This window comes from Actinomyces glycerinitolerans, from assembly GCF_900098745.1.
Classification (GTDB): Bacteria; Actinomycetota; Actinomycetes; order Actinomycetales; family Actinomycetaceae; genus Actinomyces; species Actinomyces glycerinitolerans.
Genome location: NZ_FQTT01000015.1, coordinates 18,040 through 39,245 on the forward strand (window position 1 = coordinate 18,040; position 21,206 = coordinate 39,245).

At 69.2% G+C, this 21,206-nt stretch carries 17 protein-coding genes; 6 read left to right on the forward strand and 11 right to left on the reverse strand.

Annotated elements, in window-relative coordinates; all coding sequences use genetic code 11:
* Positions 1-168: 168 nt before the first annotated feature.
* Positions 169-1,074, forward strand: coding sequence for an alpha/beta fold hydrolase (locus tag ACGLYG10_RS13965; protein WP_073333321.1), 906 nt, complete (start codon positions 169-171; stop codon positions 1,072-1,074).
* A 144-nt stretch (positions 1,075-1,218) separates the two neighbouring features.
* Complete coding sequence (locus tag ACGLYG10_RS13970) at positions 1,219-1,686, forward strand: HipA domain-containing protein (protein ID WP_139241004.1); 468 nt, start codon at positions 1,219-1,221, stop codon at positions 1,684-1,686.
* Between the two features lie 38 nt (positions 1,687-1,724).
* Here the strand turns inward: ACGLYG10_RS13970 and ACGLYG10_RS13975 are convergent, their stop codons facing one another.
* A complete protein-coding gene (locus tag ACGLYG10_RS13975) occupies positions 1,725-3,791 on the reverse strand; it encodes an alpha-amylase family protein (RefSeq protein WP_073333326.1) in 2,067 nt (688 codons plus the stop codon).
* A gap of 281 nt (positions 3,792-4,072) precedes the next feature.
* The gene (locus ACGLYG10_RS13980) at positions 4,073-4,519 is read right to left on the reverse strand and encodes a winged helix-turn-helix transcriptional regulator (RefSeq protein WP_083565938.1); all 447 of its coding nucleotides are present in this window, start codon (positions 4,517-4,519) and stop codon (positions 4,073-4,075) included.
* A gap of 161 nt (positions 4,520-4,680) precedes the next feature.
* Here ACGLYG10_RS13980 and ACGLYG10_RS13985 point away from each other — a divergent pair, with 161 nt between their 5' ends.
* Entirely contained in the window at positions 4,681-5,295 is a 615-nt protein-coding gene (locus ACGLYG10_RS13985; RefSeq protein WP_073333328.1) for an NAD(P)-dependent oxidoreductase, read from the forward strand.
* 134 nt (positions 5,296-5,429) lie between these two features.
* Positions 5,430-6,269 (forward strand): hydroxymethylpyrimidine/phosphomethylpyrimidine kinase, encoded by an 840-nt coding sequence (locus tag ACGLYG10_RS13990; protein ID WP_073333331.1) that lies wholly within the window; start codon positions 5,430-5,432, stop codon positions 6,267-6,269.
* A gap of 343 nt (positions 6,270-6,612) precedes the next feature.
* Here ACGLYG10_RS13990 and ACGLYG10_RS13995 read toward each other — a convergent pair whose 3' ends face one another.
* Both ACGLYG10_RS13995 and dnaB read right to left on the reverse strand, forming a co-directional pair.
* Positions 6,613-7,869 (reverse strand): ATP-binding protein, encoded by a 1,257-nt coding sequence (locus ACGLYG10_RS13995; protein WP_073333332.1) that lies wholly within the window; start codon positions 7,867-7,869, stop codon positions 6,613-6,615.
* Between the two features lie 145 nt (positions 7,870-8,014).
* Positions 8,015-9,457 (reverse strand): replicative DNA helicase, encoded by a 1,443-nt coding sequence (gene dnaB / locus ACGLYG10_RS14000; protein WP_073333335.1) that lies wholly within the window; start codon positions 9,455-9,457, stop codon positions 8,015-8,017.
* 524 nt (positions 9,458-9,981) lie between these two features.
* Here dnaB and ACGLYG10_RS14005 point away from each other — a divergent pair.
* A complete protein-coding gene (locus ACGLYG10_RS14005) occupies positions 9,982-11,424 on the forward strand; it encodes an MATE family efflux transporter (RefSeq protein WP_244542706.1) in 1,443 nt (480 codons plus the stop codon).
* 454 nt (positions 11,425-11,878) lie between these two features.
* On the opposite strand, the gene rplI is transcribed toward ACGLYG10_RS14005, so the two are convergent.
* The 5 genes from rplI to ACGLYG10_RS14030 form a co-directional block, all read right to left on the reverse strand.
* Positions 11,879-12,334, reverse strand: a complete 456-nt coding sequence (gene rplI / locus ACGLYG10_RS14010; protein WP_073333341.1) for a 50S ribosomal protein L9 — start codon at positions 12,332-12,334, stop codon at positions 11,879-11,881.
* A gap of 16 nt (positions 12,335-12,350) precedes the next feature.
* Positions 12,351-12,587: a 30S ribosomal protein S18 gene (gene rpsR / locus ACGLYG10_RS14015; RefSeq protein ID WP_073333345.1), complete on the reverse strand. Its 237-nt coding sequence runs from the start codon at positions 12,585-12,587 to the stop codon at positions 12,351-12,353.
* Positions 12,588-12,726: 139 nt separating this feature from the next.
* Positions 12,727-13,341 (reverse strand): single-stranded DNA-binding protein, encoded by a 615-nt coding sequence (locus ACGLYG10_RS14020; RefSeq protein ID WP_073333346.1) that lies wholly within the window; start codon positions 13,339-13,341, stop codon positions 12,727-12,729.
* A 25-nt stretch (positions 13,342-13,366) separates the two neighbouring features.
* Positions 13,367-13,654: a 30S ribosomal protein S6 gene (gene rpsF, locus ACGLYG10_RS14025; RefSeq protein ID WP_073333348.1), complete on the reverse strand. Its 288-nt coding sequence runs from the start codon at positions 13,652-13,654 to the stop codon at positions 13,367-13,369.
* 214 nt (positions 13,655-13,868) lie between these two features.
* The gene (locus tag ACGLYG10_RS14030) at positions 13,869-16,334 is read right to left on the reverse strand and encodes a transglycosylase domain-containing protein (RefSeq protein ID WP_083565940.1); all 2,466 of its coding nucleotides are present in this window, start codon (positions 16,332-16,334) and stop codon (positions 13,869-13,871) included.
* 279 nt (positions 16,335-16,613) lie between these two features.
* Between ACGLYG10_RS14030 and ACGLYG10_RS14035 the strand changes: the two genes are divergently transcribed.
* Positions 16,614-19,469 (forward strand): cation-translocating P-type ATPase, encoded by a 2,856-nt coding sequence (locus ACGLYG10_RS14035; RefSeq protein ID WP_073333350.1) that lies wholly within the window; start codon positions 16,614-16,616, stop codon positions 19,467-19,469.
* 32 nt (positions 19,470-19,501) lie between these two features.
* Here the strand turns inward: ACGLYG10_RS14035 and ACGLYG10_RS14040 are convergent, their stop codons facing one another.
* Together ACGLYG10_RS14040 and ACGLYG10_RS14045 are read right to left on the reverse strand one after the other, a co-directional pair.
* The gene (locus ACGLYG10_RS14040) at positions 19,502-19,930 is read right to left on the reverse strand and encodes a nuclear transport factor 2 family protein (protein WP_073333353.1); all 429 of its coding nucleotides are present in this window, start codon (positions 19,928-19,930) and stop codon (positions 19,502-19,504) included.
* A gap of 98 nt (positions 19,931-20,028) precedes the next feature.
* A complete protein-coding gene (locus tag ACGLYG10_RS14045; protein WP_073333355.1) occupies positions 20,029-21,159 on the reverse strand; it encodes a helix-turn-helix transcriptional regulator in 1,131 nt (376 codons plus the stop codon).
* Positions 21,160-21,206 lie beyond the last annotated feature (47 nt).

The window sequence follows — 21,206 nt, forward strand, 5'->3', positions numbered from 1 at the left end:
AAGGGCTCCGAGGTATACAGCAGACCGTTAAGTAGCGTTGTTAACGTCCAACCGGCGCAGCAGACACCTCACCCCACCCCACCACCGCACCCGTAAACGCCAGAAGCCGGTGAACGGGCGTAGCAGACGAGTTCGGGACCACCAGCGGCGGCGGCATAAGCTCCGGGTATGACCATCGTTGAGGCATCCGCCGTCGCCCCGCTCGCCCGTCACCTGGCCGGGCCGCTGGACGACGATGCCGCGCCGGTGCTCGTCCTATCCCACGGCATCACCGACTCCGCGGCCTGCTGGATCGAGGCCGTGGACCGCTGGTCGGCGTTCGGCTACCGGATCGTCGCCCTGGACGCCCGCGGCCATGGCGACTCCCCGCGCTGGGATCAGCCGGACCTGGCCAACCAGAGGACGACCGGCGAGCGCCTGGCCGCCGACCTGGTGGACGTGCTGGAGGACCTGCGCGCGCACGGCCTGCGCGGTGAGGGTCCACTGCGCGCGCCGCTCGCCGTCGTCGGGCACTCCATGGGCGGGGTGACCAGCCTGGACGTGGCCGCGCACCGCCCCGACCTGGTGGACGCCGCCGTCGCCGAGGACCCGGCCTTCGTCACACCGATCTGGCGCCGGCTGCTGGCCATTAACGCCTACCGCCAGGTGCGGGAGATGCGGCAGATCGCCGCCGACCCGCAGGCGCGCTTCGAGTTGGAGATGCGCAACAACCCCACCTGGTCGCCCCGGGAGACCCGCGCCAGCGTGGAGGCCGCCTGCGGCGTCGACCTGGGGTTCATCGCGCAGGGCTGTGTCTCCCCGCCGACCCCCTGGGAGGAGGTCATCGACTCCCTGGCGGTGCCGACTTTGATCGTCACCGGCACCGAGCGCGTGGTGCTGCGCGGTGACAATCTCACCAACATCACCCGTCGCGCGAATCCAACCATCGAGACCGCAGTCATCGAGGGCGCGCCTCACTGCGTGCGCCGCACCTTCCCCAACCGCTTCCACGCCATCACCGACCCCTGGCTCGCCAGGCGCCTCGAGGCCAACACACGTCGGCAGCTGCACCCCACCAGTCACCAGGCGGCATAAGAGCGGCGCGGACCTTCGGGGCGGGGCCCCGCCTACAGTGCCCCCCACCTTCGGTGTCTTCGACGACGCCTGCCCGGGCCTGTGGGGCAGGGCGGAGCCCGCCCCAAGCTGGCATTGCGGGACGACCGCAGCGGTGGGATCGTCATGGCGAAGTATCCCGCAGTGGCCGACACCTACGACCTGCTCACCTGCGAGGCCGTGGCACTGCAGGTGGCGCGCGCCATGGTGGCCCGTGCCGCCCTGTCGATCTGCCTTCACGACGTCAACGATCACCCCTGGAACATGGGGTTCCTCCGGGACGCGGATGGCTGGCGGGCGGCACCGGTCTTCGACGTCGTCCCCTGCCCGGACGAACGGGACGGAACGCCACTGGAGGGGACGACGTCGGAGCGGAGCCTAGAACAACTATTGGACCTGGACTGGGGACTGCCGCGCAGCGAAGTCCTCGACCTGACCACGCGAGTGGCGCAGGTCGCTCGCGGGGCCTGGGAGCGGGCCCGGAAGGACTTCGGCCTGGACCCGCAGGACGCCCGGATGTGCCAGCGCATCATCGAGTCGACCTGCGACTTCGACACGCTGCTCGACGGCCGTGAGGCCCGCTACGCCAGCTGAAACCGGGCGCCTACCAAGGCATGGCTCACCGAACCGCGTCAGTCGGTGGAGCGCACCAGCCACCAGGCGGCGTAGGGCGGCACCGGCACCTGGCCGTCGCCGGCGCCCTCCAGGCTGGTGGAACCCGAGGGCACCGTGTCCGTGAGCACGTCCACCGCCCCGAGCACCCCGTACTCGGCCAGGCGCGCCGCGGGCACGGAGCGCCAGTCCGGAGTCACGTTGTACACGCCTACGAAGCTGCCGCGCGGGTGGTCGCGGAAGGTGACCAGCACGCCGTCGTCGTCGACGGGGGCGACGACGGTGCGCACGTCCGCGCTCAGCTGCGGCAGGGAGGCCCGCACCTTGCCGATATGCGCCAGGTCGGTGAACACCCGGCCGGGCACCGTGGAGCGGTCGTGGCGCTCGGCGACGGCGGCCTCGCTCAGCCGGGGGCGCCCCGCCCAGCGGGAGTCGGATTCGTGGCCGGGCTCGGTGTCCCAGTTCGGGTCGTTGAACTGCGCCAACTCATCCCCGCTCCACAGCACCGGGATGCCGCCCCAACCGTAGATGATGGCGTAGGCCAGGCGCATGGCGTTGAAGCGCTCCTCCAGCCACGTGCGCAGTTCCTCCTCGCGCCAGGCAGGGGTGCGTTCATCGATACCGGCCACCGCCTCGGCGGCGGCTTCGATCCCGATCAAGGAGGCCGCGGTCCCGGCCGTGCGCCGGTCGTTGGTGACCGGGTTGTACTGGAAGGTCAGGCCGCGGGCATCGCTCATCGGGTACTGGCCGGTGTACCAGTCCGCCAGGAAGACCCGGTGCAGATAGCCGTTCAGACCCACCGCCTCGGCGTCGGCGTCGTCGATCGCCCAGCCGATGTCATCGTGGCAGCGGATGTAGGTGATCCAGGTGGCGGTGGACGGCTCGATCGGCAGCGAGGAAAGCGTCTGCACGGCCAGACTCACGCTGCGGCTGGCCAACATGGACCAGACCTGCACCATGAGGGAGTTGTGGTAGGCCAGGTCGGAGACCTTGCCGGTGTAACGGCCCTGCCCCAAGTACTGCAGCAGCTCGGTGGGGGCCACGATTGCCTCCGCCTTCAGAGCGATGGCGGGGCAGGCGATGCGGGTCAGCGCCCGCAGCACCTCGGTGATGGAGTGGACCTCGGGCTGGCCCTGGCAGTCGGTGCCCTTGCGCTTGATGGTGAAGGCGATCGCGTCCAGGCGCAGCACCTCCACGCCGCGGTTCGCCAGCTCCATCACGATCTCGACGAACTCCTCCATCACCTGCGGGTTGCGCCAGTTCAGGTCCCACTGGAAGGAGTTGAAGGTGGTCCAGACCCAGCCGTCGAGCCCCTCCTCCCAGGTGAAGTTGCCGGGGGCGAAGTCGGGGAAGATCTCCGGCAGGGTGCGTTCGTACTCGTCGGGCTCGGTGCGGTCGGGATAGATGAGGAAGTAGTCGCGGTAGCGCTGCTCGCCGGCGCGGGCCCGACGCGCCCACTCGTGCTCGCGGGCCACGTGGTTGAGCACCAGGTCGATGACCAGGCTCATGCCCTCCTTGCGCAGCTCACCGGTCAAATGCTCCAGGTCGTCCATGTCGCCCAGGTCGGGCCGCACGGAGCGGTAGTCGGCCACGGCGTAGCCGCCGTCGGAGTCGCCGGGGCGGGGGGTGAGCAGCGGCATCAGGTGGAGGTAGCTGACGCCCAGCTCGCGCAGGTAGCCGATGCGCTGCTCCACGCCGCGCAGGTCGCCGGCGAAGCGCTCGGTGTAGCCGGAGTAGCCGATGCGGGAGGGATCCTGCACCCAGGCGGGGTCCAGGGTGCGAGCCAGATCCAGGTGGCGCAGTTCGGGGCTGCGGGCGGCGTAGGCGCGGGCCGTCTCCGCCAGCAGGGTTACGGCGGTGCGCCCGGCGGCGGGCTCGCCATACAGGGTCAGCAGACCATCCATGACATCCGGGTACCAGCGCTCAACGCGGGTCGTGAAGATCTCACGCTCGGCGCGAGGCAGGCCCGCGAGCGCGGCGTCGACGGCGTCGCGAACCGGCTGGGGCACCACCGCGGCCGCGGCTCCGGTGGACCAGGTGGACGATGCGGGGGCGCCGGCGGGGTCGGCGGGTGTGGGAGCGCTCATACCTCTATGGTCCCCGATTCGACGCCCGAGCGGGAGCACTTTCGAGCCGCGATGCCGCCGCAGGTACGCGCAGGTGTCACAAAACGCACCACTTTGAACCGCCGCGCCGTTGGGGCGTCTCCGTGAGCCGCGCGATTCCGCGGCAGAGTCGACCGGGCACCGAGGACGCGCCCGGAAAGTGGTGCATTCTTTGACACTCGTAGCCCCATCCGGTGCCCGCAGATATCCCTCAGACTTCCCTCAGACATGATCCGGCACAACACGGGTCGGATAGCGGTCACCTACTCCTCGGGGTGGAGGTGCGCGCGGTCGTAGCTCTCACGATTGACCAGCACCTGCGCGGCATTGCCCTCCACCCATGCACGCAGTGCCGCGATCGGCTCTGCGAGGCTCGCACCGAGGGGGGTGAGCGTGTAGTCCACGCGCGGCGGCACACCCGGGGTCTGCTCGCGCAGCACCAGCCCGTCCCGCTCCATTGAGCGCAGGGTCTGCGCCAGCACCTTGGGGGTCACGCCGCCCACGGCCTCGCGCAGTTCACCGAAGCGCCGCGGTCCCTGCGCCAGCACGGCGACGATCAGCGGCGTCCAGCGGTCGACGACGTGGCGCAGCACCGTGCGCGACGGGCAGTCGGGCGACAGCACGTCGTAGGCGGCGAGCGGCCGGCCCGCGGTGGTGCCCGTGGTGGTGGGAACGGCCTGCGCAGTCTCGGCCGCGGGCGCAGCACCCATGCCCGCCGCAGCGGGCGCGGCAGCATCAATTGAATGTGACACGAGCGACTCCATAGTTACCTTGAGGTACTTGGTTTCAAATAAATACTGTAACAGCGTTGCCGCCGCACCGCGAGCGCGGACGGCGCACGACCGCAAGACCACAAGCACAAGGAGCCCCCATGAACATCACCGTCATCGGCGGAACCGGCAACACCGGCGCCGCCGTCGTCGCCGAGGCCGCCCGCCGCGGCCACACCGTCACCTCCGCCTCCCGCTCCGGCCGTCACGCCGAGGGCGCCGCCACCGACGTGGCAGTCGAGTTCGCCGACACCGCCGCCGTCGTCGACCTGGTCAACGCCGCCGACGCCACCATCGTCGCCGTCTCCCCCGACCGCACCGGTGGCCCCGTACAGCCGACCGTTGACGCCTTCAAGGCAGTGATCGCCGCCCGCCCCACCGGTCGGCTCGTGATCGTCGGCGGCGCCGGCTCGCTGCTCGACGCCGACGGCAAGCGGCTGGTCGACTCCCCCGACTTCCCCGCCGACTCCAAGCCCGAGGCCCTGGCCTTCAGCGAAGTACTGGACGCCTTCCGCGCCGCCGGGGACGACCTGGCCTGGACCCTGGTTTCCCCCGCTCCGGCCTACCCCTCGGAACAGTCCACCGGCGCCTACGTCGTAGGCAAGGACAACCCGGTCGGCACGAACCTCTCCCCCGCCGACTTCGCCATTGCACTGGTCGACGAGGCCGAGCGCGACGCTCACCGCGGTGAGCGCTTCGCGGTCGCCGGCGCCTGATCCCACACCGGCCGACGACGGCGACTGTGCGGCCGCCGTCGTCGGCCGTGCGGTGGGTGCCAGGCGGCCGAGGCGAGTTCCAGCATGCGGCCCGCCGTGTGGACACCTCCCGGGCTCCGGGGCATGCTGACCGCATGGCAAGCACCACGGCAAACAGCACCGTCCCCGCCGCCCCTCCCATCGCCCTGGCCATCGCCGGCTCGGAGGCCTCCGGCGGCGCCGGCGCCCAGACCGACCTGAAGACCTTCCACCAGTTGGGCGTGTTCGGCTGCACGGCCCTGACCTGCATCGTCTCCATGGACCCCGAGCACAACTGGGACCACCGGTTCGTGCCGGTCGACCCGCAGGTGATCACCGACCAGATCGAGGCCTGCGCCACCGTCCACACCCGGATCGACGCCGTCAAGATCGGCATGCTCGGCACCGCCGCCACCATCGACGCGGTGGACGCCGCCCTGGAGCAGTACCAGTTCCCGAACCTGGTGGTGGACCCGGTCCTGATCTGCAAGGGTCAGGAGCCCGGTGCCGCGCTCGACGTCGACAACGCCCTGCGCGCCAAGATCCTCCCCCGCGCCAGGGTCACCACGCCGAACCTGTTCGAGGCCGCCACCCTGGCCGGCGTCGACGAGATCACCAGCGTCGAGCAACTCAAGGACGCCGCCAAGCGCATCTACGACCTGGGTGTGCCCAACGTCCTGGCCAAGGCCGGGCCCACGCTAGGCACCGGCACCGCCCTGGACGTCTTCTACGACGGCGAGACCCTGGAGGTGCTGGAGGTGCCGGCGGTCGGTACCGAGCGCATGCACGGCGCGGGCTGCACGTTGGCCGCGGCCGTCACCGCCGAGCTGGCCAAGGGTGCCGCCCCGCTGGACGCCTGCATCACCGCGAAGAACGTGGTCTCCGCGTCGGTGAACCCGGGCATGCACGGCAATATCCCCTTCACCTACGTCTACCAGGGCTTCTACCGCGGCTGACGGCACTGGAGGGCGCCGGGCCGACCGGAACGCCGCGCACGCACGGAGGCACGCCCTCCTGCAATCCACGACCTTGGGGTACGTTCCACGACCACCCCGGGGTCGTGCTGTGCACACCGAGGTCGTGCAGTGCGATGTGGCGTCCGCGAGTCGGCGCGTTGGGCGAGCCACGCCAACGGATCAAGCCCGCACCACCTCGCCGTGAGCAGCAGCACCGACACCGAAATCAACCAGGTTCTGCCTGAGCGCCGAAACCTGGTTGATTTAGAGGCGCCCCGTATCAACAATACCCATGATTCCGGGGATGAATCGGGGTTCCGGCGGCCAACAGTGACGCCCGCCTTCAACCGAGTTCCCACAGGGCGGACACCGGCAGCGCCCACAGCGGTCCACCCAGACTGCGCGCCCGATCATCGGTGGTCAGTACGACACCTGCCTTCAGTCGATCCCCGATCCGATCATGCAGCCAACGCAGATGCTTGGTATCCGCAACTGCCACCGAAGCCGCCGCCTTCACCTCAATGGCAATGACTCCGCCATCGTCCAACTCAAGGATCAGGTCGATCTCGCGTCCCTCTGGGGAACGGTAGTGGCTGAGAGTGAAACGCTCCGCGGACCATGTGCGTTGCCGCATTAGTTCGGCAGCGACGAAGGCCTCAAGCTGACCTCCCAGGGCTCCTCCGCGTATCAGATCCTTGAGGGTGTCGGACCCAGTCCGAGTCAGCCACATAGCCAGCGCAGAGTCGGTCAGCAGATACTTCGATCGACCAACCTCACGCTTGAGCAGGTTCGGCGTCCAAGGCGGCAGTCGATCAACCAGGTAGAGCGCTCGCAGAAGCTCTAGGTAGGAGGCGGTGGTTGATGCGCTCAGGTTGATCTCACTCCCCATCCGCGCGATCACGGTCTCCGACCCTTGCGTGGCCGCCAAACCGACCAGCAGCGAGCGTAAGCGATGCGGATCGGACAGGCGGGAGAGTTCACGCAGATCGTGCCCGAGCAGCCGGGAGATGTAGCTATCCAGCCAGTCGGCACGGAAGCGCTGAGGCAGACGGTACGCCTCGGGCATGGAGCCGGCGGCCAACAGATCGACATAGTCGCCACGCTCCATTCCGGAACGGTAGTCGCCATCCAGCGCCCCATGGAGCACTGCGGCCACGAAGTCTTCCTCTCGCCCGGCAATCTCACCCTGACTGAATCCGAACACGCGGGTGCCGATGACGCGACCGGCCAGGCTGTCTGTCGCCGGTTGGAAAGGACTCGTGGTCACTGAGCCGGTTAGCAGGTAGCGTCCGGCGGACCGATCGGAATCAATCTCCACCTTGAGCGCCAGTGCCAGTTCGGGAACGCGCTGGAACTCATCGATGACCAGCAACCCTTCAGGTTCCAGACGAAGGAAACCGCGCGGATCCGCGGTCGCCGCAGCGCGGGTCTCAGCATCGTCCAGAGTCACGATACGCGTCGGCCGCTCAGATGCCGTCGCGATCATGGATGCGAGCGTGGACTTCCCAACCTGACGCGCACCAACCAACTCAACCGCGGGGAAGACTTCCAGGAGCTCTTCTACCCGTGGCTGCGCATGCCGCTTAAGCAGATCGCTCATGCCCCCAGCGTACGATAGGCCGAAAAATGGTGGCAAGCCTCTTCGTAAAACGGTGTCATGGTTCGTCGAAAAACGGTGGCCGAGTCGGCCGTGATTCGGTGGCAGGTCTTGCGGTGAAACGGTGGCAGCGTTCGCTCACAGGCACTTATTCGTAGGCCGGCTCGGGCGTGATATCGCGGGCCATGTTGGCGAAACGCGACAGGTGCCCCTGGAAGGCCACCGGAATGGTGCGGGTCTGGCCGTTGCGGTGCTTGGCGACGATGATGTCGGCCTCGCCCGGCCGCTCCTCCTCCTGGTAGTACTCGGGCCGGTGCAGCAGCATGATGACGTCGGCGTCCTGCTCCAGCGATCCCGACTCGCGCAGGTCGCTCATCTGCGGCCGGTTGCCGGTGCGCTGCTCGGGGCCGCGGTTCAGCTGGGCGACGGCGATCACCGGGATGTCCAACTCCTTGGCCAACAGCTTCAGCGAGCGGGAGAACTCGGAGACCTCCTGCTGGCGGGACTCGACCTGCTTGCCGGAGCTCATCAGCTGCAGGTAGTCCACCACCATCAGCCCCAGCCCGTGCTGCTGCTTGAGCCGTAGCGCCTTGGAGCGGATTTCCGGCATGGTCAGGTTCGGGGAGTCGTCGATGAACAGCGGCGCCTCGGACACGGGGTTGTAGGCGAGGGCAACGTCCTCCCAGTCGCGCTCATCCATCTGGCTGCCGCCGCGCAGCTTGTTCAGGGCCACCCCGGATTCAGCGGCCAGGATACGCATCATCAGTTCCATGCGCCCCATCTCCAGGGAGAAGTAGCACGAGGGGATGGGGTTGCCGTCGGCGCCGCGGGCGTGGATGGATGCCGAGCGGCAGAAATCGACGGCGAGCGTGGACTTGCCCATGGCGGGGCGCGCGGCCACGATGATCATCTGCCCACCATGCAGGCCGCCGAGCAACTCATCTAGCTCCACGAACCCCGTGGGCACGCCCCGCATCTGCCCGTCCTCACGGGCCTGCCCGGCCTCGATCTCGAGGTTGGCCTCATTGAGCAGCTCCCCGACCGGTACGTAGTCCTCCCGCTCACCCTCCTTGTGGGCGACGGCGTACACCTCGGACTCGGCCAGGGTAACCAGCTCATCGATGTCACCGGCGTTGGTGGAGTAGCCGAGCTGAGCGATACGGGTGCCGGCCTGCACCAGGCCGCGCAGAAGCGACTTCTCCTTGACGATGCGCGCGTAGTAGGCGGCGTTGGCGGCCGTCGGCACGGTGGCCATCAGAGAGGCCAGGTACGGAGCCCCGCCCACACGCTCAAGCTCCCCGCGCTTGGACAGCTCGTCGGCCACGATCAGCGGGTCGGCCGGCTCGGAGCGGTTGTAGACCTCGACGATCGCGTCGAAGATCGACTCGTGGGCGGGCTTGTAGAACTCGGGGCCGCGCAGCACCTCGATGACGTCGGTGATGGCCTCCTTGCTCAGCAGCATGCCGCCGAGCGTGGACATCTCCGCCTCCAGGTCCTGGGGCGGTACCCGGTCGAAGGCGCCGTCGTAGCGGGCGTCAACCGGTCGCTCCTCACCGCGGGTGCGAGCGCCGATGGTGTCGACGTCGGTCATCTGTCGGTCACTACCCTCCCCCTGCAACGCCCCGCCCAGACGGGTCGCGCGGCGACACTAGCGGCCAAAAGGGGCGGTCGCAAACGCCAGGCCCTTGCAGGCTGTGGGCAACCCCCTGCGGGGTGTGGATAACCCCTCCCATCCTGTGGGCGACGCGCCGCCGCGGATGTGGAGCGCCGCCGGACCGCCGCGCTGCCAACCTCGTCGAAACCCCCGAAACTCGCCGGAATCTTGCCTCTAAGCGGGGAAGATAACAAGCCACAACACGCGTGCACCAAACCGAAATCAAAATCTGTGGATAAGTGGGTATTCCTGTGGATGAACCTCAACCTCGACCTGAGGGACGGCCTCACTGCCACCCCACAGCGTCCCCGCTGCACGCATTCCGGCTGCACCTGGCCCGCTTCCACCCGGGCGTGAGACACTGACCCGCCCAACCCCCGGAGTGTCTCGTGCCCAATTCTTCAACCCCGACTTCAACTCCCGATGCCGCACCCGCAAGCGTTGACCCGCCCGCCCCGTCCTTGAACCGGCAGATCCTGTCCCTGGCGGTCCCCGCCCTGGGGGCGCTGGTGGCCGAGCCGCTGTTCGTGCTGATCGACTCGGCGATGGTCGGCCACCTGGGCCCCGACAGCCTGGCGGGCCTCTCGCTCGCGTCGAGCCTGCTGACCACGATCGTCGGTCTGTTCGTCTTCCTGGCCTACGCGACCACCGCAACCACCGCCCGCCGTTTCGGCGCCGGCGACCGGGTCGGCGGCCTGCAGGCGGGCGTCGACGGCGCCTGGCTGGCGGCACTGCTGGGGCTGGTGGCGGCGGTCCTGCTCGGCGTCGGCGCACCGTGGGCGGTGGACGTCATGGGGGCCGACGGCACCGTCGCCGCGGCGGCCATCACCTACCTGCGCGCCTCTGCGCCCGGCCTGCCGGGCATGCTGGTGGTTTACGCCGCCACCGGCACGCTGCGGGGCCTGCTGGACACGCGCACCCCCTTCGTGGTGGCCAGCGCGGGGGCGGTCGGCAATGTGGCCGTGAATGCGACCCTGCTGTACGGGGTGCACATGGGGATCGCCGGCTCCGGCCTGGGCACGGCGATCGCGCAGACCGCCATGGCAGTGGCGCTGCTGTGGCCCGTTGTGAGGGCGGCCCGCGCGGCCGGCGTACCGCTGTCTCCGCGGGCGGCGGGAATGCGCGCCTCCCTGGGCTCCGGGGCGCCACTGCTGGTGCGCACGGTGTCGCTGCGGGCGGCGATCCTGGCCACCGTGTGGGCGGCCACCGCCCTGGGGACGACGGCGCTCGCCGCGCACCAGGTGGTCAACTCGTTGTGGAACTTCACCGCCTTCGCCCTGGATGCGCTCGCCATCGCCGCGCAGGCGCTGGTGGGGACGGCACTGGGCCGCGCCGAGGCCGAGCGGGCGGCACAGGTATCTGCGGAGCAAGCCCCGGCGTCGGCGAACCCGGGCCCCTCCCGTGCCGCTGCGGGTCCGGCCGCGCGCCAGGCGCCCTCCTCGGCGTCGCCGCCGGCATCCACCGTGCCGACACCGCATGACGGCCCGACGGTCGACGCCGTGCTGCGCCGGTGTCTGGCGTGGGGGGTGGCCGCGGGGGCGGTGATCGGCGTCGTGTTGGCGGGTGCCAGCCCCTGGCTGCCGTACCTGTTCACCTCCGAAGCCGCGGTGGTCGCAGCCGCGCGGCCGGCCCTGCTGGTGGCCGCCACGGCGATGCCGCTTGCGGGTGCGGTCTTCCTGTTCGACGGGGTGCTGATGGGGGCGGGCGACGGCCGCTACCTGGCCGGCGCTCAGATGGCGACGCTACTTCCTTACCTGCCGCTCGCCGTCGTCGTCGCCCATGGCTGGCCCGCGGCCGGAACCACCGGGCTGGTGTGGCTGTGGGTGGCCTTCGCCTGGGTGTTCATGGGGGCGCGCGCCCTGGTGACCGGCCTGCGTGCCCGTGGCGACGCCTGGCGGCACTGAGCGGCTCGGCACGGAGCCATCGGTTTTGCCACAACCACTCGCATACAGCCGCCGTAGTAGGGCGCAACGACTTCCGCAGCGAGCACACGGCCACCGACAGCACACATTGCCCACCCCGGTCGGGGCAGGAGGCTGGCGGGACCTGACGGTTCGTACCTTCAGGACGACGCTTCGTACCGTGGCCTGACGATTCGGCACCCCGAGGTACGAACCGTCACCAGAAAGTACGAACCGTCGTAGCCAAGTGCCGAAGCGTCAGCCCCGAGGCCGCGCACACCATAACGCCCTCACCCGAGAACCGACCTCGACAGCCCCACGCACTCAAATCGGAAGCGCCGTACATGGGCGCGTGGCCGATGCTCCATCCGACGCGCCGCCCACACAAAAGTCGTAGCCGACGCGCCGGGCGGCGCGTCGGCTACGACGTGCTTGTTCGTATCGGCTGCTGCCCGGCTCAGCGGGCGGCGACGACGTTGACCTCGAGGGGGGCGACGACGTCGGGGTGCAGGCGCACCGTGGCGCTGTGGCGCCCGGTGGACTTGATCGGGGGGACGACCTGGATCTTGCGGCGGTCGATGGCGGGGCCACCGGCCTCCTTGACGCCGTCGGCCAGCTGCGCCGTGGTGACGGCACCGAACAGGCGGCCGTTGTCGCCGGCGGAGGCGGTCACGGTGATGACGTTGCTCGATAGCCAGGCGCGGGCCTCCTGGGCCTGCTCCAGGGAGTTGATGGCGCGCTTGCGGCGGGCCTCGGCCATCTGGTCGATCTGACGCTGGGCGCCCTTGGTCCACGGGGTGGCGAGCTTACGGGGCACGAGGTAGTTGCGGGCGTAGCCGTCCTTGACCTCAACGACCTCCCCGGCGGCACCGAGGTTGGTCACGTCGTGCGTGAGAATGAGCTTGGTGGTCATGTTGTTGCGCCTCCTATCAGCGGGCAGAGCTCGTGTAGGGCAGCAGGGCCATCTCGCGGGCGTTCTTAATGGCCTTGGCGATCTTGCGCTGGTCCTGCACGGAGACGCCGGTGACGCGGCGGGCGCGGATCTTGCCACGGTCGGAGATGAACTTCCGCAGCGTGGCGGTGTCCTTGTAGTCGATGGTGCCGACCTTGATGGCCTTCACCGGGGCGATCTTCTTCTTGGGCTTACGAAGCTGAGGCTTCGCCATGGTGGTACTCCTTGGTTCGGGCGCCGGGTAGGGCCCGTGGGTCTATTGCGAGATTGTGGTGGGCGCCCGGAGGCGCCTGTGCACCCGGTCGAGCCGGGCGTATGACGACGCGGCGCGTACCGCGTTTAGCGAGGTTGGCTTAGAACGGAGGCTCATCGCCGAAGCTGGTGGTGCCGCCGGTGGCCCAGGGGTCGTCCGCGGCGCCGCCCTGCGGGGCGTTGTAGCTGCCCTGCTGGCCGCCTTGGCTGTAACCGCCCTGGGATCCCTGGCCCTGGTTGTAGCCGCCCTGCTGGCCGCCACCCTGGGAGCCCTGGTAACCGCCCTGCTGCTGGCCGGCGTTGTAGCCGCCGCCCTGACCGCCCTGGTTGAAGCCGCCCTGACCACCCCCGCGGGGTTGGCGGGTGACCTGCGCCTTGGCGTAGCGCAGCGACGGGCCGATCTCATCGACCTGCATCTCCACCACCGTGCGGTTCTCGCCCTCACGGGTGGTGTAGGAGCGCTGCTGCAGGCGACCCTGCGCGATCACGCGCGTGCCCTTGGTCAGCGACTCGGCCACGTTCTCCGCGGCGTCGCGCCAGATCGAGCAGCGCATGAACAGGGTCTCCCCGTCCTCCCACTGGCTCGTCTGCCGGTTGAAGCTGCGCGGAGTGGAGGCGATGGTGAAGGAGGCGACCGCCGCCCCCGAGGGCGTGAAACGCATCTCGGGGTCCGCAGTCAGATTCCCGATAATCGTGATGACGGTATCGCCGGCCATTGCTTGTCTCCGTTCCGGTTCGCGCTCAGGCCTCGGGGCGCAGCAGCTTGGTGCGCAGCACCGACTCGTTCAGGCCGAGCTGACGGTCGAGCTCCTGGGCGATCTCCGGCGTGGTGGTCATGTCGACGACCACGTAGATGCCCTCGGACTTCTTCTTGATGTCATACGCGAGGCGACGCTTGCCCCAGATGTCTGTCTTGTCCACGGTGCCCCCGTTGTTGGGGACGACCTGCAGCATCTTCTCGAGCGTGGGAGCGATGGTGCGCTCGTCCGTCTCGGGTGCGAGGATGATCATGATCTCGTAATGACGCATACTTTGTACCCACCTCCTCTGGTCTGAAGCGGTCACGGTCTCTCCGTGACAGGAGGGTGATGCGTTCGACCGCACCGCCGTGTACGCGGGTGCGTGCACGGGCAGGCAGTCCGTCGGTCACCATACCCGAGGGCGCCGGTAGGCCGAAAGGCGACGACGGCGCTACCCGCCGTGCGGTGCGCCACGCGCCGGGTGGCGGAGGCCTGCCCGGCTACTAGCCACCGCTGTTTCCGCCTTGCTGGTTCCAACCCTGCCCTTGGCCTTGCTGCCTGCCTTGACCCTGACCGCCCGGGCCGTATCCGTACCCGTTGCCGGAGTCGTCATTCTGGTCCGAGCCATCTTCTGGAACGGTGCCGCCGCCAGTGTTCCCGGCGCCGCCGGTGCCCGGGTCGAAGCTACCGCCGGTGCCACCGGAGTCGTCATTCTGGCCAACGCCACCGGTGCTTTGGTCATCGGGGTTCTGCTGCTGCTCGTCCTCCTCGGTGTCCGACTCTTCCTCGGCGTCGGTCTCCTCCTCGAGCGGCTCCTCGGCGTCTTCCTCGGTCGTGATGTCGCCACCGGTGGAGGTGTCGGCCGGCGCGACCGGGGCCGGGGTGCCGTACAGGCCGCCGGCGTAGTAGGAGGCGGCGGTCCGCTCGGGGAAGTACTCGACCGGCAGGTCCGCGAGCGCCGTGGTCATGTACTCGGTGAAGATGTCCGCCGGGTAGGTGGAACCCGTGATCTCGCCGTAGTACCCCCACGGCGTGATCGACTCCTCCGAGCCGTCCTCCCCGGTCTGATAGAGGGTGACGGCAGTGGCGATCTGCGGGGTGTACCCGGCGAACTGGGCGGACTTGTTGTCCGAGGAGGAACCCGTCTTCGCGGCCACCGGGCGTCCGAGCGCGAGCGCCGTCGTCCCGGAACCGGAGTTGACCACCTGCTGCATCGCGTAGGTGGCGTCGGCCATCACGTCGTCGGAGAAGACCTTCTCCCCGTCCGTGGGACCGGTGTAGGCGACCGACCCGGCGGAGTTGGTGACCGTGTCGACGATGTGGGTGTCGTGCCTGGTGCCCTGCGCGGAAAAGGTCGCGTAGGCCGTGGCGATGTCAACCGTGTGCGGCGATGCCGAACCGAGGACGTTCTGGACGTAGGCGTCCAGGCCCAGGGTGTCCTCCGGGTAGCCGGCGCGCACCGCCACCTCGTTGGTCACGTCCGGGCGGACATCCCGGTTGAGCTGCAGGTAGACGGTGTTGATCGAGTTGGCGGTCGCCTTCACCAAATCCGACCAGCCGTAGGAGACGTTCTGGTAGTTCTGGAAGGTCGCGCCATCGATGACCATGGGCGAGTCGCCGTTGTAACCGTTGGCGAGCGTGTCCCCGTTCTCCAGGGCGGCCACCATCGCGAAGGGCTTGAAGGTGGAGCCGGCCTGGGCGACGGCGTCGGTGGAGGAGTTCACCTGGTTGGTCAGGTAGTCCTCGCCGCCGTACAGGGCGAGGATCCCCCCGGTGGAGGAGTCGATGGATACCAGCCCCACATGCAGATTCGGCGAGGCCCCCTCGGGCAGGTTCTCGACCGCGGCGACGGCGGCGTCCTGATCCTCCTTGTCGATCGTGGTGACGATCTTGTAGCCGCCGGTGTCGATGTCCTCGGCCTCCATGCCGGCGTCGGACTCCAGCTCGGCGCGCACCATCTGCAGCAGGTAGCCGGTGGAGCCGCCGTAGGTCTCCTTCGTCTGCGTGGCGACGGTTTCGGGGAACTCGGCGGCGTCGTACTCCTCCTGGGTGATGTAGCCGTCCTCAAGCATGAAGTCCAGTGCGCGCTGCCAGCGCACGGCGGCCTGATCCGGGTTCAGGGCCGGGTCCAGGCTGCTCGGCGAGGGCAGGACGCCCGCCAGCAGCGCGGCCTCCGATACCGTCAGCTCGGAGGCGGGGTGATCGAAGAACGCCTCGGATGCCGCCTCGATGCCGTAGGCGCCGCGGCCGAAGTAGACGGTGTTGAGGTAGGAGTCCAGGATCTCCTGCTTGCTCATCTCCCGGTCGATCTTGATGGCCATGATCGCCTGTTTGAACTTGCCGGAGTAGGAACTGGTGGTGTCTACGTAGTAGTTCTTGATGTACTGCTGGGTCAGGGTGGAGGCCCCCTGGCGGGCGCCGCCGCGCATGTTGTTGACGAAGGCGCGGACAATGCCCTTGGGGTCGATGCCGTTGTTCGAGTAGAAGCTGCGGTCCTCGGAAGCCACCACGGCGTTGCCCACATAGTCGGGAAGCTCACTGGTGTCGATGATGGTGCGGTCCATCTCCGCGAACTCACCCATCACGGTGGTGCCGTCGGCGTAGTAGACCGTGGTGGTCTGCGCCTGCGCGAACTCGCTGGGCTCGGGCACCTTGATCAAGGCGTAGGCGGCGGTGAAGCCCGCCACGGCCAGCACGATCAGGAACAGAAAGGTACCCAGCACGAACCGCCAGCTGGGCAGCCAGCGGTGGATCGGCCCCTTGCCGGCGCGCGGGTAGTTGATCCGCCGACGCCGTCCCGACGCCGCGGCGTCTGCCTGCTTGCTCTCGCGGCCCGCGGGTCGCTTACCGTCTTTGACGGTCCTCGAGTTCCTACCCTTGCGCGCCTTGGTCACATGCCCGGCGCTGGCCGCCTGGGCAAGCTTGCGCCCCGTGGGGCGGGCGCCGCCCTGATTCGCGGAGTCTGCCATGCGCTCCTCATTCCTGTCCGCAGCTTGGTCCAGGTTCATCACATCACGCCGGGGCGGCCTTGGGCTACCGCCTGGGCTGTCAGATGCGTCTATTCTCCCCACAATTCTCTCTGCGTCGGAGCCGGATGGGTCACATACGGGGCTCACATTCCCGCTCCGGCCTCGAAGAACGCTGGGACGGCGGTGGACTCCACCCGAAAGTCGAGGACGCGGCGCTAGTGGCGAACGGGACTCGACGCCGGGGGTCGACACTGGTGAGATACGTGTGTGACTGCACGGATGACTGCCCCCGCCGCGCCTCCTGCCGCGCCCTGGTCGCTCCCGGGCGAGGAGGTCGCCGCAGCGCTGGGAACTGATGCACGCACCGGCTTGAGTTCGGCCGACGCCGCGGCGCGCCTGGCGGCGGACGGCCCGAATGAACTGCCGCGCAAGCCGCCGGTGCCGGCCTGGCGCCGCTTCCTCGCCCAGTTCGCCGACCCCCTGGTCTACCTGCTCATCCTCGCCATCGTCATCTCCGTGATCGCCTGGGTGTTGGAGGGCGCGCACGGCGTGCCCGTGGACGCCCTGGTGATCCTCGCGGTCATCACCCTCAACGCCGTGCTCGGCTTCGTGCAAGAGAACAAGGCCGCCGACGCCGTCGCCGCCCTGTCCGCCATGACCCAGGCCTCCAGCACGGTGCTGCGGGACGGGGCGCGCGTGTCCATCCCCTCGGCCCAATTGGTGGTCGGCGACGTGCTGATCCTGGGCGAGGGCGACCAGGTGGGCGCCGACGCCCGCCTGCTGTCCGCCGCCTCCCTGCGCGTGATCGAATCCTCCCTGACCGGGGAGGCCGACGCCGTTTCCAAGCGCGCCGACGCCGTCGCCGCGGACGCCGACCTGGCAGACCGCACCGCCATGGTCTACCGGGGCACCTCCGTGGCCCAGGGCTCCGGCCAGGCCGTGGTCACCGCCACGGGCGGGGCCACCGAGATGGGCGCGATCGCCCGCATGCTCGACGCCGTCGAGGACGAGGACACGCCCCTGGAGCGCGAGATCACCCGAGTGTCCAAGATGCTCGGCGGGATCGTGGTGGCCATCGCCGTCGTCGTGGTGGCCACCCTGCTGGCGCTCACGCCGGAGCGGACCGCGGACTCCTTCATCGACGCCCTGCTGCTGGGCGTCTCACTGGCGGTGGCGGCCGTGCCGGAGGGGCTGCCGGCGATCCTGTCGGTGGTGCTGGCGCTGGGCGTGCAGCGGATGGCGCTGCACCGGGCGGTGGTCAAGAAGCTCAGCAGCGTGGAGACCCTGGGCTCGGCCTCGGTCATCTGCTCGGACAAGACCGGCACCCTGACCCGCTCGGAGATGACCATCCAGGAGGTGGTCACCGCCTCCGGGTCCACCGTGGTCACCGGCATCGGCTACGAGCCCAATGGGCACGTCGCCCCCGACGCCGACGGCGACGGCCACCCCGACGGCGAGCCGCTGACGGGCGCGCTGCGCGAGGAGGTCACCGTGGTGCTGTCCGGCGGGGCCATGGCCTCCGACACCGAGCTGGCCGAGGACGACGGCGTCTGGAGCGTCGTCGGCGACCCCACCGAGGGCTCCTTCCTGGTGGCGGAGTTGAAGCTCGGCACGCAGGGCAGCCGCGAGGGTCGCTTCACTCGCGTGGGCATGGTGCCCTTCACCTCCGAGCGCAAGCTCATGAGTGTGCTGTACACGGACGCCAAGCACGGCACCACCATCCTGATGTCCAAGGGCGCCCCCGACGTGCTCATGGAGCGCTGCACCCGTGTGCGCGTGGGCGAGGTCGACCAGCCGCTGGACGCGGCGGCGCGCGCGGAGTTCAGCGCGCATATCGCGGACATGTCCGGCCGAGCCCTGCGCACCCTGGCGGTGGCCTACCGGGACCTGGACGCCGACGAGGCTGCCGCCGTCGCCGCGGCCGGCACGGACGGCGTCTTCGACCACCTGGAGCAGGGGCTGACGCTAGCCGGCGTCGTCGGAATCATTGACCCCGCCCGCCCGGAGGCCGCCGCCGCCGTCGCCGAGGCGCACCGGGCCGGCGTGCGCGTGCTCATGATCACCGGAGACCACCCCGCCACCGCCGGACGCATCGCCGCCGACCTGGGTATCGCCGCGCCCGGCGCCCGCGTGCTTACCGGCCGGGAGCTGTCCGACATGGACGACGCCGCCCTGACCGACGCCGTCGGCAGGGTGAACGTGTATGCGCGGGTGGCTCCGGAGCACAAGCTGCGGATCGTGGGGGCCCTGAAGGCGCAGGGGCAGACGGTGGCGATGACCGGCGACGGCGTGAACGACGCCCCCGCCCTGCGCGCCGCCGACATCGGCGTGGCCATGGGCGTGACCGGCACACAGGTCACCAAGGAGGCCGCCACCATGGTGCTGGCCGACGACAACTTCGCCACCATCGTGGCCGCCGTGCGCGAGGGGAGGCGGATCTTCGACAACATCAAGAAATTCCTGCGCTACCTGCTCTCCTCCAACATGGGCGAGGTGCTCACCGTCTTCGGCGGCGTGGTGCTGGCCGGGGTGATCGGGCTCGCCGGGCACAGTGACTCCGGGGTGGTGCTGCCGCTGGTGGCCACGCAGATCCTGTGGATCAACCTGATCACGGACTCCGGCCCCGCCCTGGCGATGGGCGTGGACCCGAGCGTGGAGGACGTCATGGCACGCCCGCCGCGCCGCCCCGACGAGCGGGTCATCGACGCCGCCATGTGGCGCGGCGTGCTGCTGATCGGCGCCGTGATGGCGGCGGCGACCCTGGGCACCCTCGACATCTTCCTGCCCGGCGGGCTGATTGAGACCTCCTTGAGCGTGGACGATCTGGCGACGGCGCGCACGGCGGCCTTCACCACCCTGGTGCTGGCGCAGCTGTTCAACACCGTGAACTCGCGCTCGGAGACTGTCTCCGCCTTCCGGCATCTGCTGGTCAACAAGTGGCTGTGGGGCGCGATCGCGCTGGGCGTCGTGCTGCAGGTGGCGGTGGTGGAAGTGCCCTTCCTGCAGGCGGCCTTCTCCACGGCGAGCCTGGACCTGGCGCACTGGGCGGTCGCCGTGGCCATGGCCTCACTGGTGCTCTGGGTGGATGAACTGCGCAAACTGGTGCGCCGGGCGCGGCTGGGTGGCAGGGTGTAGCTGAGGCCCACGGGGCCTTCGACACTGAGCCTTCAGCGGGCGTTGACCGCCTGGTGAAGGTCAGCACCGCTGTTCGAGCCAAGCGCCCTGGCGAAGGGGACTTGATCGAAGAGGTACTCGATGCGGGCGATTCTCCCATCCCGCAGCTTGATGTGCTCGGCGGCAATCTGCGGCTCCAGGCCGGGCAGGTGAGTCGTGTAGCGGTACCAGATGACGGCTGTGTCCCCGGAGACCAGAATGGTCTTGTCCTCCACAGCATCGAGCAGGCGCAGGAACCCCTCCAGGAAGTCCCGGTAACCGGCCTCCCCACGGTATTCACCATTGGGAGCGGTGAGAGTCATGTCGTCCGTCATGCACGCCAATGCCCCCGCAACGTCCCCCTTGGTCCAGGCAGTGAAATACGCGTTTACCACTACCTCCGGGTCGGCGTCGGCCGGCTTGCTGTTGGTGGTCGATGTCATCGTTTGCTCCTTCATTCGCCGTTGACCGGCACGTAGTTCCATGAGGAGGCGCAGGACTGCCCACCTCGCCGTCACAGGCTCTCACCCGATTCACGACATCAACTGTCATGTTTCTTAGACTCGTCTTCGTCGGTGTAGTCAGCCATAAGCTGCTCGGCCAGCTCGCGCATGCGTGCACGCAGCTCGAGTGGCTCAAGTACGCGCGCCTGCCCGGCCAGCCGCGGCAGTACCTCCAGGGCGTGGGAGACGTCGGCAAAGACCACTCGCACCCGCAAGGGTGGGCAGTTGTCTGCCGAGGACACGGGAGTCTCACCATCGACGAGGGCAATGTCGGGCTGCTCCCCGCAGGCATCGATCGCCTCCACTCGCACCAGGCTGCGCAGCCGGCCGAGAGCATCTGGCCGCACCTCCAACACCGCGGGCAGCGAGTGGAACCGAGAGCGGAAGCGTTCGCGGGCGGTATGCCACTCGGCCAGCAGATCAAACCGCGTGTCTACGGGTCCATCGGCCGCGACCTTCCCGGGGCCGGTCGGGTTGCCGGACCCACCTTCCATGGTCGCCGACGTCGAGGCCGACCCCGCGCCGTCGGCCTCGCACGTCTCCAACTCGTCAATGCGGTCCAGTCGGAAGAAACGAGTCCCGTGCTCCGCGCGTCCCACCAGGTACCAGTCGGAGCCCGCGCACAACAGGCCCAGGGCCGGGCTGGCCACCTCCCGAGTCGCGCCCGACTGACCCGGCGTGTAGCGGAAGCGAACGCTACATCCGCCCTCGACAGCCGCCAGAGCCTCCTTCAGCCACGACCGCCCGCCGATGCCGGGCAGCCACCCCTCAGGATCTATGACCACTCGGGTCCCCAGGCGAACCGCGACCCCCGACTTCTCGGGTGCTCCTCGTGTGGCTGCGGACGCTGCCGCCTTGTCGAGTGCCCGGCGCAGAGAGTCCTCTACGCCGAGGGCCGCGGCTCCGGCAAGCGAAGCAGCGGCGGTCAGGGCCCGGGCTTCCTCCTCTTCTAGTCCCAGCAGGTCCGGGCGCCAGTGTGGCAGCAGGCTCACGCCGCCACCGCGCCCCTGCTGCGTGTAGACCGGGACACCCGCGGTGGAAAGGGCCTCGACGTCGCGCAGCACGGTGCGAACGCTGACATCGAGCCGATCAGCGAGCTCCGTCGCCGGCGTCGGTGCGGAGCGTCCGCTCAGCATCCAGATCATGCGCAGCAGCCGATCCGCCCGCATCTGTTCTCCCCATCCATGACAGAAGACGTCCGGTTTTCTTCCCCAAG